General features: G+C 64.5%; 14 protein-coding genes. 7 read left to right on the forward strand and 7 right to left on the reverse strand.

Going from position 1 to position 13,715, the window contains the following annotated elements:
- Window positions 1-56: 56 nt before the first annotated feature.
- The 4 genes from dndE to dndB are packed head-to-tail and all read right to left on the reverse strand — an operon-like array spanning window position 57 to window position 5,061.
- On the reverse strand, window positions 57-434 hold the full coding sequence (gene dndE, locus ACZ69I_RS06580; RefSeq protein WP_470830741.1) for a DNA sulfur modification protein DndE: 378 nt from the start codon (window positions 432-434) through the stop codon (window positions 57-59).
- Window positions 424-2,415, reverse strand: a complete 1,992-nt coding sequence (dndD, locus tag ACZ69I_RS06585; protein ID WP_470830742.1) for a DNA sulfur modification protein DndD — start codon at window positions 2,413-2,415, stop codon at window positions 424-426. Before dndD ends, dndE begins: the two co-directional genes overlap by 11 nt.
- On the reverse strand, window positions 2,402-3,934 hold the full coding sequence (gene dndC, locus ACZ69I_RS06590) for a DNA phosphorothioation system sulfurtransferase DndC (protein ID WP_470830743.1): 1,533 nt from the start codon (window positions 3,932-3,934) through the stop codon (window positions 2,402-2,404). Before dndC ends, dndD begins: the two co-directional genes overlap by 14 nt.
- Window positions 3,931-5,061, reverse strand: coding sequence for a DNA sulfur modification protein DndB (gene dndB / locus ACZ69I_RS06595; RefSeq protein WP_470830744.1), 1,131 nt, complete (start codon window positions 5,059-5,061; stop codon window positions 3,931-3,933). The genes dndC and dndB overlap by 4 nt, the downstream gene beginning before the upstream one ends.
- 77 nt (window positions 5,062-5,138) lie before the next feature.
- Between dndB and dndA the strand changes: the two genes are divergently transcribed.
- Window positions 5,139-6,281 carry a cysteine desulfurase DndA gene (dndA, locus tag ACZ69I_RS06600; RefSeq protein WP_470830745.1) on the forward strand — a complete coding sequence of 381 codons (1,143 nt, stop codon included), beginning with the start codon at window positions 5,139-5,141 and terminating at the stop codon, window positions 6,279-6,281.
- 4 nt (window positions 6,282-6,285) lie between these two features.
- Here dndA and ACZ69I_RS06605 read toward each other — a convergent pair whose 3' ends face one another.
- Window positions 6,286-7,725, reverse strand: a complete 1,440-nt coding sequence (locus tag ACZ69I_RS06605; RefSeq protein WP_470830746.1) for a DNA phosphorothioation-associated putative methyltransferase — start codon at window positions 7,723-7,725, stop codon at window positions 6,286-6,288.
- Window positions 7,726-7,958: 233 nt separating this feature from the next.
- On the opposite strand from ACZ69I_RS06605, the gene ACZ69I_RS06610 reads away from it, so the two are divergent.
- Window positions 7,959-9,638 carry a hypothetical protein gene (locus tag ACZ69I_RS06610; protein WP_470830747.1) on the forward strand — a complete coding sequence of 560 codons (1,680 nt, stop codon included), beginning with the start codon at window positions 7,959-7,961 and terminating at the stop codon, window positions 9,636-9,638.
- On the opposite strand, the gene ACZ69I_RS06615 is transcribed toward ACZ69I_RS06610, so the two are convergent.
- Complete coding sequence (locus ACZ69I_RS06615; RefSeq protein WP_470830748.1) at window positions 9,613-10,131, reverse strand: hypothetical protein; 519 nt, start codon at window positions 10,129-10,131, stop codon at window positions 9,613-9,615. The genes ACZ69I_RS06610 and ACZ69I_RS06615 overlap by 26 nt on opposite strands.
- Window positions 10,132-10,325: 194 nt before the next feature.
- Here ACZ69I_RS06615 and ACZ69I_RS06620 point away from each other — a divergent pair, with 194 nt between their 5' ends.
- The 5 genes from ACZ69I_RS06620 to ACZ69I_RS06640 all read left to right on the forward strand — a co-directional run bounded on the left by ACZ69I_RS06620 (window position 10,326) and on the right by ACZ69I_RS06640 (window position 13,116).
- Window positions 10,326-10,919, forward strand: coding sequence for a hypothetical protein (locus ACZ69I_RS06620; RefSeq protein ID WP_470830749.1), 594 nt, complete (start codon window positions 10,326-10,328; stop codon window positions 10,917-10,919).
- Window positions 10,920-11,043: 124 nt separating this feature from the next.
- A complete protein-coding gene (locus tag ACZ69I_RS06625; protein WP_470830750.1) occupies window positions 11,044-11,475 on the forward strand; it encodes a head decoration protein in 432 nt (143 codons plus the stop codon).
- Window positions 11,472-12,521, forward strand: a complete 1,050-nt coding sequence (locus ACZ69I_RS06630; RefSeq protein ID WP_470830751.1) for a major capsid protein — start codon at window positions 11,472-11,474, stop codon at window positions 12,519-12,521. The genes ACZ69I_RS06625 and ACZ69I_RS06630 overlap by 4 nt, the downstream gene beginning before the upstream one ends.
- Window positions 12,522-12,529: 8 nt before the next feature.
- Window positions 12,530-12,727, forward strand: coding sequence for a hypothetical protein (locus ACZ69I_RS06635; protein WP_470830752.1), 198 nt, complete (start codon window positions 12,530-12,532; stop codon window positions 12,725-12,727).
- A gap of 68 nt (window positions 12,728-12,795) precedes the next feature.
- Window positions 12,796-13,116 (forward strand): hypothetical protein, encoded by a 321-nt coding sequence (locus ACZ69I_RS06640; protein ID WP_470830753.1) that lies wholly within the window; start codon window positions 12,796-12,798, stop codon window positions 13,114-13,116.
- Between the two features lie 19 nt (window positions 13,117-13,135).
- On the opposite strand, the gene ACZ69I_RS06645 is transcribed toward ACZ69I_RS06640, so the two are convergent.
- On the reverse strand, window positions 13,136-13,678 hold the full coding sequence (locus ACZ69I_RS06645) for a GNAT family N-acetyltransferase (protein ID WP_470830754.1): 543 nt from the start codon (window positions 13,676-13,678) through the stop codon (window positions 13,136-13,138).
- Window positions 13,679-13,715: the final 37 nt, after the last annotated feature.

Here is a 13,715-nt window from a genome sequence, read left to right on the forward strand (position 1 = left end):
CACGCCAGGAGCCCGGTGGAAGAGGAGTAGCCTCCTCTTCCACCGGGCTCCTGGCGTCAGGCGACGGCGAGCGACACAAAGTCGCTAATGCTCCTCAAGTCTGGTCGACCGTGGAGGAACCCGACACCGCGGTGGATGTGAACGAGGAGCGTGCGCGAGACGGCTTCGTCTGTGGGCTCTTCTCCATCAGCGATGCAACGCTGCTTTAGGAGGGCGAGGTAGGTATCGCCGTGCGCTCCCGCGAAGGTCTTCCAGGACATCTCGACGTTCGAGTCGGTGACGATCTCCTTCACCAGCGGAGTCGAGCCATCCCGCAGGGAAAGGGCGAGCGCCCACCGGCACAGCACGTTCCAATGGGTGATCCCTGTATGCCTCTTGAGCCAGACGAGCTGGTCCCGAGCGGTCTGGGAAAGGCGGATTGTCTCAAGCGACATGCTGGGCTCCCTCGGTCCACCAGTATCCGGATTCAACGGTGGTGGTGAGGTTCGTATCGTCGTGAACGAGTGTGTAGGTGTGGGCGAGGTAGGGCTTCAAGCGGTTGAACAGGTGCTCGTCGATCTCTTCGTCTGTGGACAGGAGGAGTACCTGCCGTCCTGCCTTGGGGAAGTAGCGGTCCACGAGGTGCTGGCGGTGCTTGCTGTCCAGTCGCCCGAGCGGGGTGTCGATGATGCTGGGCAAGCGGTTGACCGCGACCTGGGCCAAACCCCATAGCAGCGAGACAGCCAGGAGCTGCCGCTCGCCGGCACTCAGCCTGCCGGGGTCAATGGCTTCACCGTCCGAGTTGGTGAGCAAGAGGGTGAACTTGTCCGTGTCGATCTGAATATCCCGGACAAGTCCCTGCTTGCGCATGAGGGTGTTGAAGCTCCTGAGGACCGCAACTTCCACGTTCTCAGTGTGCTGGTTGAGGAGAGCTGCCCGGAGCTTCTCCAGGGTGCCGCGGCCCTTCTCCGAGTACTTGATGACTCGATCAAGCCAGTCTGAGCGCCACTCTGCTACTGCGCGATCTTTCTGTGCTCGATCCAGCTCCGCGGCGATCCGGTCACGGCGCGCTTCTGCCTCTGCGTGCAGACCTTCGCCACGGTGTACCTGTGCCTGAGCGACGGTGACTTTCTCCAAGGCCGCCTGGCGCTTGGCTACGAGGTCCTTGATGAGCACGTCGTCAGGGACGGCGGCGAACTGTCGATCCGCCGATTCCAAGGCCGCTGCCACGTCTGCGGCTTCCTTCAACAGTTCACGCGCCCGAGCAGTGTCACTGGCCAGAGCCTGGTCCAGAGCAGAGAGCTGCAGCAGCGCATCGTGCGGAAGCCCGAGGCTCTGCTTAAGGTCCGCTGCGGCCGCGCGCTTCTTTCGCTCGCTGGTCAACTTCCTCTTGAGGGCCTTACGTGCCTCTGCGGACAGCGAGTCCGTGAGCTGGTCGAGCAGCCAGTCGTCTCGCTGCTCCAGGACGTCGACGACCCGGGAGGCATCGTCTGCTTCCTTTTCAAGCCGTGCTTGCTCCTTCACCCCCACCAGCTGCTCCTCGAGCAGCAGAAGAGGGAGAGAACCTTCGGCGAGGGTAACGAGAGCCTTGTTTGTTGCCTTGGCCTGCTCTGCGATGCGATCGCGCTCGGCTTCCAGCTCCTTGCTGCGCTCGAACTCCTTACCGCCAGCCCGAGCGAAATCGTTCTCGACCTTGTGGAGATCGTACCTGCGGACGGCCAGCTCCGTCTTGAGTCCAGCAACCTGTTGGCCGACATCTTCGGCAGCCTGAGTGGCTTGCGCCAGCTCCTGCTCCTGCTCCCGGATCCTGTCGATGACCTCTTGGTTCTCCTCGGAAAGGCGCTGCCGGTTCTGGAGTGCCTTGAGGTCATTCCGGGTGCGCTCCATCGCGCTTACCCCGAGCAGGGACTGGATCGCGGATTCGATGACCTTTGCTGCACGCTCAGGGTCCGCGAGGGACTCAACCTTTTCACCATCGAAGAAGAAGAGAGATGCCACATCGATGGGAAGGATCGTCTCGACGTGATCTGCCCATCCGTCAGTAACGGTGCGACTAAACTCTCCATCGACGAGGACTGTGAGGACTTCCTTCACAGCCTTTCCGCTGACGTACCAGTTCCTGCTCACCCTGTATTCACGTTCTTTGTCCTCCACCTTGATGGAGAACTCCAGGGTGACCGAAGCGCCTTCGGCGATGTTGGCTTTCCGGTTGATGCACTGCTGAAGGTAGTCGAGATATGCGCGACTGCCGCGACCGCTGCAGTCTGCCTTGGGCCCGTACAGAACCAGTTGGATGGCGTCGAGCAGTGTCGTCTTGCCGCAACCGTTCAAGCCACCGATCAGGACGATCGGCTGCTCGGGCTCCGTGCGCAGTTCGAGTCGCTGTTCACCTTGGTATGCACCGAAGTCACGCAGGGTGATGTTATGCAGGAGCATTGTCGTTCGTCTTTTCGTCTAGCGGCAGGACCTGGGGCTCGGGCTCAGACTTGGGCTTGGGGACCGTCGCGGTGCCGCCTTGAAGAGCCTCTCGCTTACGTTTGGCGAATTCGGTTGCGTCCTGTTCGTCTTCGTAGAACCCCTTCTCAATCACCTTCTGGAGTGCCTCGAAGAGTCCAGTGCGACGAGTCTTGGTCCGGTACTCCCGCTCAACGGCGAGCAGTTCACGCACCATCGAAAAGTGGATTTCGTCATCGCCGCAGATTTCCCGCAGGAGTTCGATCTCGCCTGCACGGATGACGAGTTGTTCATCCAGTGGCTTACCGGGAAACTTTTCGCCGGTGGCCTCTTCGTAGATCCGAGGAAGAGAGTCCTCAACTTCGTGCTTCTTGAAGACCCAGAGCCGACGGATCTCATGAAGCTCTTCCATCGTGATCAGCTCGATGTTGCTCATGTCGTCCGGAGCCTTTTTCCGTACGATTGCCTGAGCCTCAAGCAATTTGCGGAGCCAATTCTCGCGCGCAGCCTGGGTATAGGGCCCTGGGATGACTCGCTCATTGAAGAGCTGAACACGGCCGTCCATGCGTCGGAAGTCGCGGGTTTCCTTCTCCTTCGACACGTCGTCGAGTTCGTCTCGGAGCTTCAGGAGAGGCTCCATCCACTTCTTCTCCCGGTCGTTCTTGACCATGGCAGACATCGACTTGTCTTGGTCGACGAGGGTGCAGGTCCAGCAGCCGAATCGGCTGTCGCCGCACGACGGGGTGGTGTCATCCACGACTAGGGGGCACTCGGAGTCGCTGGACGCGCCCTGGTACATGGTCAGCAGATCCTTGTTTTTATGGCCCCAAGGGTTGGACTGTTGCATGAGGAACATCCAGACCTCATCATTGGTCCAGTCCTCGATCGGGCTGTAGACAAGGGAGTTGGGAAGGTTGCCGTTAGGAGAGAGACGATCCCGCACTCGGCCCTTCTCATGCTTGGCCATGGCGCGGGCACGAGCCTGACTCTCGGCCTTGCGGATTCCGAGGACGAGGATGGCCTCTCCGTGGCGACGAACCACCTTGCGAATAAAGGTATTTGAAGGCCGGATCTTCATTCGCTCTGTGCACCAGCGGAACTTCGGACGAGGAGCCGGGTAGCCACGGCCGATCAGATTGACCCAGAAGGTGTCCTCAACCTTAGGCGTCAGGCGGTGCGGCTCAATGGGGAGCTGCTGCTCCTGTGCTGCCTTCCCCATAGTTTCCAGCGACCGGGAGACCCAGGCGGCGACCACCGGGTTTTCCACCAGAGTGTCGGTGCTGATCACATGCACCGGCTTGGTCCGCTGCTCGGCCGGCAGGTCCTTCAGTGCGAGCCACACCAGCTGGAGAACAGCCGTGGAGTCCTTACCACCGCTGTAACCGATGACCCAGGGCACCTCGTCCGCTGTATAGAGCTCGCGGACCTCCTCCGTCAGCTCGTTCACGACGTCAGAGATACGCCGCCCCTGGAAGGGGGCGGTCCGTGTCGCGGTGCTCATGCGTCTCCTCGTAGATATGCGTCCTCAACACGCTGCTCTTCGGGGCTCAGCCGGAGCTTCATGTGCTGTCGGAGGTAGTTCACAGTCAAGGTCAGGTTCTGGTGGCTCTTCGACACGCGGCCGCCGATGAGCGCGCGTCCCTCCCAGTCCGAATTGGTTCGAGTCCAGTCCACTGACTTCAATCGAATCAGCTTCGGCCGCCAGACCTTGGGAGCTTCAGAACTCCGTAGAAGGGTGTTGCCGATCCGGCCGATGGCATGGAGGGCGATGCCGTGGGTATGGATGTAGTCCTTGCGTACCTCGGCTGCTGCCAGCTCCCGGCGGCGCACCAGATCCCACTCAGGGATGACCTCGTCGACGGCCTCCCAGAACTGCTCGGCGAGCTCCTGCGCCTTCTCCTTCTTGATCTCCAGCCCTTGCAGCAGCGACTGAGTGGCGGAATAGACAGAGCTGAGGGTGAAGAGCTTGCGAGACCTCTGGGCGAGGGTGCTGCTTTCCATCTCCACATGCCCCTTGAAGACAGGGCACCTCATCGCGAGGAGCCTGGCAATGATCGCCAGGTCGTCTCGGTGGTCGTAGAGCACCCCGATGGACCGGGGCGGTCGCACAGCGTGGCGGTTGAGGTCGGCGAACATCTGCTGGCAGCGGGCTAAACCTGAGTCGCGGAAGAAGACGACAGCGATCGTCTCCTCACCGAGCTCAGGGTTTTCCTTGAGTGCTTGCTCGATCGCTGCCCGTCGGTGCTGACCGTCGTTGATGAGGAAGCGGGCCGCCATCGGGATGCGGATCTGGCCGGCGCGCATGCCGACTCCGCTGTCGGTGATGCCCTCGAAGTGCAACTCCCCGTCGACAGAAGCGGTCAGCGCACTGAAGACGTAGTTGTCCGGATTGTCGATGATGTAGCGAGTGAGAGCCGGGAGGCGCCCCTTGTTCAACACCCGTTGGGCGCGGACTTCAGGCGCGAGCTCATCTTCGTCGAAGAGGAAGATCTTCGGGATGAGTCGAAGCGGACACATGGACACGTAGAACTCGCGCCCCGCCTGGATGCCCCGGATGGCTGGAAAGATGTACTCAAAACCGGAGGACGTGGCGGTGTCAACGAGCTGCGAAGGTGACGGTGATCCCACCTACGCAACGGTATCGTACGTCAGGTATTAGACGTACACAGTGTGCTGGATTAACGCACAGAGGTCTGGTGGGGCTAGTGGTGACGTATCTCGACGCGGCAGCAACCACGCGCGTGGACCCGCGCGTGGCGGAAGTCGTCCTGCACTGGATGACCGAGGATTTCGGCAACGCAGGCAGCCGTACCCATGGATACGGCAGCCGCGCGAAGCGGGCGGTGCAGCAGGCGCGCGAGTTCCTGGCCAGCACGTTCAACGCCGATTCAGACGAGTTGATCTTCACGAGTGGGGCTACCGAGAGCAACAACATCGCGTTGCTCGGCCTCGCCCCCTACGGCGAGCAAAGTGACCGGCGTCACATCATCACATCCGCCATTGAGCACAAGGCAGTCATCGAGCCGCTGGAGCATCTTCAGTCCCGTGGCTTCGAAGTCGACTTTATCGAACCTGGCCCGTCAGGACGCGTATCCGTCGATGCAGTAATGGACCGGCTACGCCCAGACACGCTCCTCGTCTCTCTGATGCACGTCAACAACGAGACGGGTGTCGTCCAGCCCGTGCTCGAGCTCGCTGAGCGGCTGCGTAAGACGCCGACCTTCCTCCATGTGGACGCGGCCCAGGGCTATGGGAAATTGCCGCAGGATCTCACCGCACCCATCGATTTGATCAGTGTCAGTGGCCACAAGATCGGCGCCCCGAAGGGGGTGGGGATGCTGATTGCCCGCGACCGAGGCTTTGACGAGCTGCCTCTCCAGCCGATCATGTTCGGTGGCGGTCAGGAGCGCGGACTGCGTCCTGGAACACTGGCCGTGCCGCTGATCATGGGGCTAGCCGAGGCGGCGAAGCTCTTCCAGAAGGAACACGCACAGTGGAGCAAGGGCGCCACGGAACTCCGCACCCGAATCTTGGACGCGCTGGCAAAGACTCGCTTCCACATCAACGGCGATCAAGAGCACGTTGTCCCGCACATCCTCAACCTGTCGTTTGACGGTGTCGACGCCGAGGCTCTGATCGTCCGGCTGAAGGAGCACGTTGCCGTCGCGACCGGCTCCGCGTGCACGAGCGCGTCGTACACCCCTAGTCACGTGCTCACCGCCATGGGCTTGCCAGAGGAATTGGCATCGAATGGACTCCGCCTGTCCTGGTTCCCGAGCCAAGCTGCCGACCTGGACGCTGAGGAACTGGCAGACATGATCGTGCAGATGCAACCGGACTCCGCCTAGTCCATCAGTCCTCAGCACGCCGGATCAATCGGTGGCCGCGAAGCTCCCGGCCGCAGCGGGCGAGCTCGGCTTCCCACCCGTTCTCCGTGCCGATGAGGTGAGGGTGGTCGTACAGCCCCGCCTTCACCTCCGCTGCCGTGAGCCTCTTGTACCGCTCGACGTCCGGATCATCTGGTGCCAGGAACTCGTGCTTGCGATGCAGTAGAGGTCGGTTCAGGGAGTCCGAGTACGAGGTGAAGGACGCCTCCAGCGTCTTCAAGTCCACGTGGTACGAGGACAGTGTCCGCGGGTGCGGGTCGGTGTCGAATTCTGGGTAATCCAGCCAGCTCACCGCCCGGCCCTGGTGGCGGAGCTTGGCCAGGGCCCATTCCTGCGGGCGGCCGGCGGCGATCGAGGCGCAGTGCTCGTAGAGGCGTAGCACCGTGGGCATCCGGTCGATTGCGCGCTGGTGGACGTACAGGGCAGTCGGGGTCAGCTTTCCGACCACGGAGGCGTTCATAGCTCCGCGGATGTATGTGTCGTCACGCAGCTTGAGCAGCAGCCGGTCAGACCGCTGACAGGCTTCCTTGTAGGAAGAGAAGAAGGCGCGGACGTCGAGTTGGACGCTGAGCGGGAGGCTACTGAAGGGGCCGCGGCCGTTGAAGAGCTCGACAGCAAGGAAGAGCAACGTGTTCAGCGTGGTTCGCTTTCCGCCTTCTTCGACCTTGCCGGAGTCGGCAGAGTCCCGTACGAGCCGACGTACCTCATTAGGGCGTAGGTGGCCGAGGAGCTCAGCCATGGGCTGGGGAACTTCTTCCATCCGAGGCAGCCGCCCGCGGCGTTCGGCGTGATCAACTACCGCTGCGATCGCTGAGGTCGTGTCCTCGGATGCGAGCCACTCCGCATCAGGAACGATCCGTCGAGCAAGGTAACTGAGCCGCGCTCTCTCGTCCTTGAAGGCGTAGGCGATGCCTGGTGCTGCGGAGACTGTCCGTACGCCAGTCACCTCCTCGACGTAGGTGCGGAGCTCGCTTGCTCCGAAGAGGTGTTGAAAGGTCTGTCGGCTGGTGAGCAGGCCGTCGCCGAATGCCTCTCCCCTGACCTTCGACTTTTCCCACGTCAGTCGTGCGGAGGCGATGAGGACTGTTCCGGCGAGGTCCCACGCCTCCTGCAGGGTCTTGCGTCGCTCTTGTGGGTCTTCGATGACGTTGAGTACGTAGGTGAGGAGAACGACGTCCGCTGGCTCCAGCCTGGTGTCGGCTTGGTAGAACGGGTCCCAGCCGGTTACTTGGCAATCCAGCTGCTGGAGCGCACGTACATCGCCACCGCGGCCACAGCCGTAGTCGAGAACGGTGAGTCCGGGGAGTACCTGCTTGTCGATCATGGCCTGCCGTGCAGGAACCGAGAGACTTGCTCTGCTGATCGCAGTCAGTCTGCGATCGCTGCTCCATGTCTGCTGCACCATGCTCGCGCCCTCCCGCAACTGGCCGACAAGCGGAGGGTAGCGGCGGGCCCTCATGAGGGTGGGCGCGATCAGGAGAACCTGCGCAATGCTCGGGCCAGAGCCCCTGGGATCGGGAAGAGGGTGACAGACTCACCTACGCTGTAGGTGGCGCGGGGCCGACGTTACGGACCTGTCCCGTGGGCCTGCGCACTTTCCTGACTGACGCCTGGTCGTGGCTGAACTACAAACCCGTCATGGCCAGCACACACGACGGACGCCCCCATCGTGTTCTCGCCCCCGAACTCAAAGCCAGTTGGCTTCCTGATGATGCGGTGCGCCGCTTGGCCGCGTACAAGCTCCTCGCCGCCTACGACAACAACCAGGCAGGCGAACTCGCCAGCCTCGCCGGCAGCGACACGGCAGGCGAACGACGGGAGTTCGGGGACGCGTCCGCATTCGTGGACACGACGCTCGCCCACCTGCTGGGGAAGTCTCAGCAGATCATCGTGCCTGGCGCCGAGCACGCCACAGACGACGATGCCAGCCTTGAGACGGCCACGGCCGCCGCCATCCAACAACGCCTCCGGGACTGGGCAGAGGCCGAGCTGCTGCCCCTGCGCATGCAGGCCGCGGAACGCAAGGCTGTACTGCTCGGCGACGGCCTGTACCTCCTGGCCTGGGACCCGGACAAGCAGCGGGTGACGCTGCGGACCCTTGATCCCGGCTTCTACTTCCCCGTCCTTGAGGACGATGCCGACCCCGGGGACTACCCGCGACGGGTGCACCTGGCGTGGGAGATCCCGGAGGACCCCAAGCGCGGGCAGAAGGCTCGGCTGCGGCGCATCACCTACGAGCTTGCTCCTATCCAGCCGATGAACTTGGCGCTACGAGAGGGCAGTTCACTGGCGGAGCAGAGTGAACCCGTTCCACAGAGTGGAGACTGGTACAACAAGGCCCTCGACCGCTTCGAGCGCACATACCCGTGGTCCCCCGACCAGCCGTCCGCGACCACCTGCTACTTGAGCGACGCGGAGTGGGAGATTACTGATCTCCGCCACGGTCAGCAGCTCGATGACCTGCCGCTGGACAAGGCCCGGTTCCGCACCCGGGCGGACGGCGCGATACTGGATCGGCTCGATCTGCGCCTGGACTTCATCCCGCTCGTCCATGTCAGCAACACCATCGCGGACGGCGAGCACTTCGGCCAGTCCACCCTGGCCAAGGTAATGCAAGCCCTCGACGAACTGGCCGAAACCGACACCGACTCCGCCCGTGCCTCCTCGACCACCGGCGCCCCGATCATCGGCCTCGCGGGCGCCCGTCCCGAGGTCGACCGGGTGTCCGGCAGGCCCAAGCCCCTCGCCATCGAGCCAGGCACGGTCTTCACGCTCGGCGACGGCGGACGCATGGACGTCCTGGACACCTCTCACCAGCTCGCCGAACTCCGCGCCCGAGTCGAGGAGATACGCGACCGCGCCGCAGTCAACGCCCGCCTGCCTGCCGTCAGTTTGGGAACCGTCGACCCCTCCGACGTACCCAGCGGCTACGCACTCCAGCTGTCCCTGGGCCCGCTGGACTCCCTCGTCGACGCCATGCGCCTAGCCCGCGCGCACAAGTACGCGCTGCTGCTGAAGATGGTCCAGCGCATCCACCAGGCCGGTCATGCCGAAGGCTGGCCCCAAGGAGCCACACTTCCCGCCCGGCTGGTGTTCGGCCCGCACACCCCGACCGACCGGACGGCGATCCTCGAAGAGGTGGTCAAGGGTGTGACAGCCGGGGTGCTGTCACTGGAGACCGGCATCCGCATGCTGCAAGACGCCGGATACCCCATCGAGGACGCCCGCGAAGAAGTCACTCGAATCAACGACCGGCGACACATCCGCGAGGCCAGGCCCGGCAGAGAGCCCGTCAGTCCGTCTTCTTCATCGTCTTGAACCGTTCCCGCTGCTCCTCAACCGACATACGCAGCTCGTCCTCGCCCAGCTCGGTCTTGGTCCCACCGCCCCACTGCCTGACGTACGTGCCTTCGCCGCCGGGAACGCCGTCGATGCGCGTGATGAACATGCAGTCGCCGGCGAAGTCCCCGAACTCCGGCCCCAGCCGCTGGCCTTCCCTCGGGTCACGGCCCGCGGCGAGCTTGTGGCCGTCCTCGTCGTAGATCACCGTCTCCTCCTCGGAGGAAGCCGTCCGGATACAGGAGTCGGCTGCGGAGCCGGGGTCGGTGTACTTCCCGGGTGCCACCGACACGTCGTACGCGGTGAACGGGCTCCGATCCACCCACGGAGCCCACCACCACACCGCTGCTGCCACGGCGCCCACCACCAGGACGCTGATCACGGCCAGAACGCGGCGATTGGATTGCCGGGCCTTGGCCAGCGACGCGTCCTGCTCCACCGCTGTTCTTGCAGGTTCCCCACCCGTATTCATGAAGTCGATCATGCCAGGTCAGGGCATAACCATAGACTCCGGGCCTTCCCGAACTACCGGGGCATATCGCTGGCATCCGTACACTGGGACACGGCGCGGGGCCGACATGGGAGTAGCACTACCCAATGCCCCGTTGTCTGCCCGCTCCACGCACTGTGCTCGGCTACCGCAGTGATGGCCGTCCGATTCGCCCGGTGCTCGGCGCCTCCTCCGACGATCCGTCGAACGACGAGGTCTCTGTCAGTGTCAGCCAGAAGCAGCTGAACACGATGATGGCCCGGGAGAAGGACCAGGGTGGCCGTGCAGCGGTCCGCTCCCTGGTCGAGAAGCTCGGCTTCGCCAGCGCGGCCGCCCTTGAAGAGCACCTCACGAGCCTGCGACAGGCTGAGCAGGATCAGCTGACCGAGACCGAACGCCGCGAGCAAGCCGTCACCGAACGGGAGAAGGCAGCGATCACCCGGGAGGCGGCCGCGCTCGCCAGAGAGCGAGACGTATTCCACCGTTCGGCGCTGGTCACGGCCGGGGTGACCGGTCGCGACCTCGACGACGCCGTTGCGCTGCTCCGTGTCCCCGACGACGCCGACGCCATCGTCCTGGACGAGGCGGTCCAGGAGTTGAGCGGTCGCCGCCCCGAACTGTTCAACGCCTCTGCCCAGCAGCTTCCACCTGCTCCGGGCGGGGCTCCGGCATCGGTGCCGCCGCCGCGACCCGGCAGCGCAGAACGGCAGCCCGGCGCCGCCGGACTGGAGATGGCCCGCCGCCGCGGCCTCCTGCCCGAACCCAACTAGACCGCGGCAGCCGCCCCCTGTGGGCGGCTGCCCGCCCGGGGGACCACGCCCCTTTCTCCTCCGTGGACCGCTCCACCGCCCTGGTGAGTGCGCGACCGCACCCGCACCACCAGGAGAACGCGGCTTGAGTATCCAGCCGTACACCACCACGGTGACGGTCACTGCCGACCGGGACTGGCTCGCCTCCCGCCACGGCACCGACTCCACCGAGACCATCACCCTCGACCTGACCACGCTCACCAAGAACGTCCACTACATCGAGCCGAGCGCAGCGCAGCCGCACGGCTTCGTCCGCTCCGGCGTCCCCGTCGGCCGCATCACCGCCTCCGGCCTGTACGGCGCCTACGACCCTGCGGCCGAGGACGGCCGCGAGGTCTTCGCCGGCCTCGTCTACGCCGAGGCGCCCTTCACCCCCGGTGCCACGAAGGTGCCCGCCGCGCTGTTCTGGCACGGCACCGTGAACACGGCGAAGATCCCCGGAGGCATCGACCCGACCAAGATCGCACCTAGCTCGGCCGGGGCGCAGATCCGCTTCCTCGGGGCGGTGACCGCATGAGCGTCGCCGACCTGCTCAAGAACGTCTCCGTCGCCGACCTCACCGTCTACGCGCGGACCATCCCGAACCCGGATGACTTCCTGCTCACCAAGACGGTGTTCGCCGAGGCCCAGGTGCAGGACGTGAAGTGGCGCGTCCGGCAGAACAAGCGGCGCGTGAACGCCGCCTCCTACCGCGCCTACGACACCAGCGTGCCGTTCGCGAAGCGGCAGGCCCAGTCCACGCAGACCGAGGGCACTCTCCCGGCGCTCGGCCAGAAACTTCTGGTCGGCGAGATGGAGCAGCTGCTCCTGGACGCGGCCCGCGGCGCGGACGAGGACCGGCTCGTCGATCTGCTCTACGACGACGTGGAACGGCACGTCGAAGCGATCCGTTCCCGTCTCGAACTCGCCGCTGGTGACGTGCTGTTGGACGGAAAGTTCAGCCTGGCCGGCGAGAACGGTCTGACCGTCGAGGTCGACTATGGCGTGCCGCAGGCCAACATGCCGACCGCGCCGAAGCCGTGGTCCGCACCGGATGCCGATCCGATCGCGGACGAGTTGCGGTGGATCGACTACCTCGACTCCATCGGCGCCCCGGCACCGGAGATGGTGCTCACCTCCCGTAAGGCGTGGTCGCATCTGGCGTCGAACGGCGCGTACAGGGCGGCCTATTACGGCACTCCTGCTGGCGGGCAGACGCCGACGGCGACGCTGAACCCGCAGCAGGTCAACTCGGTGCGTGGCACGTACGGTCTTCCGCCGGTCACGTTCTACAAGGCGCAGGTGTGGCAGGACGACGTATCGAAGCGGGTGCTTCCGGAGGATCGGTGGATCATGCTGCCCCCGGACCGGGCGAAGTGGGGCCAGACTCAGTACGGCACCACAACCGAGTCCCTGGCGCTGTCGCGCGGTACGAATCCGCAGATCGAGCGCGAGGACGCTCCGGGCATCGTCATCACCCGTGACGTTGAGGACGACCCGGTGCAGATCTGGACCAAGGGCGCCGCAGCCGCGATGCCGGTCCTGTACTCGCCGGACTGCCACATCACCGCGACCGTCCTGTGAGCGCCGCTGTGAAGTCGCTCGGCGTGCTCGCCACCACCGTCCACGTCCTCGACCCCACCGAGCGCACCCCCGTGGTGCTGCTTACCGGCGAGCACGTGACGGACCCGGCAGTTGCCGAGCAGATCACTAATCCGCGCTGCTGGGAGGGCGAACAGCCCCCCACCCAGCCCGGCAAACCGTCCGCCCGGAAGGCGAAGCCCGCCTAGGGCCGGACTCTGCGCGGCGGGGGGAAGCGGATGCCTCGCTTCTCCCCGCCGCCTCTTCGAGGATCTGTATGCACAGCGATGTACTGCGTTGGCTCCAAGCCCAGCTCGGCGCCGATACCGACGCCAACGATCTCACCGCCCGCTACGAACGGCTGCACTCCGCCAAGGCCGTCGCACTCGAAGTGCTCCACGAACGCCTAGCCACGCTCGTCGCAGAGCCGTTGAAGGTCACCGTCAACGGCGTCGCTACCGTCGACAACTCCGCCAACGTCACCGCGCTCGAACGTCGTGCTGCACAGCTTGTCGAAGAGGTGGCCCCTGATGAGCCGCCCACGACGCACCGCGACGTTCTCACCACCGTGCATCTGTCTGCGAGGCAGCGCCGTTGAGCTCATGTGTGGTGAGCCGTTAGTGGTGGGACTGCTCCTTGCGCCAGACCACATCAATTCCTGAACATGCCGACGGAAACGGCGGGGTACCTGGCTGTGTCCGCACTCGGGTGTACCCGCATCGTTGCGGTACCTTCGCGCTCGCGTAGTTCTCGTTGTCGTGGATGATCTCCACGTATTCGACCCCCGGCAGAGCAAAGCCCTGCTCAGTGAGAGCGTTCACGGCCGCTGTGACGAGCCCGAGGCCGGTGAAGTCCGGGTGCAGCCAGTAACCGATCTCAAGCCCGGCAGTTCCGTCGCGACGGACGAGAGCGCAGGCGCCGGCCGCAGAGCCTCCGCTCCAGATGCCGTACTTGTACCCATTCCCGTCCGCCCAGTCGGCTTCGCAGCGCGCCGTGAAGTCCGCGGACTTCTGTCTGCCGTGCTCTGTTACCCAGGGCATCCAGGGGCGCAGGTGCTCCAGCGACTCGTCGACCAGCCGGTACACCGTTTCGGCATCGCGGACTCGCCAGCGCCGCAGCTGCGCCGGGCCATGGACGAGGGTTTCGGGTGGGCTCTTCACCGTTTCAGGATCACAGCCAAGTCGCTGACGGTGAAGC

This window comes from Streptomyces sp. NPDC036815 (assembly GCF_055609205.1).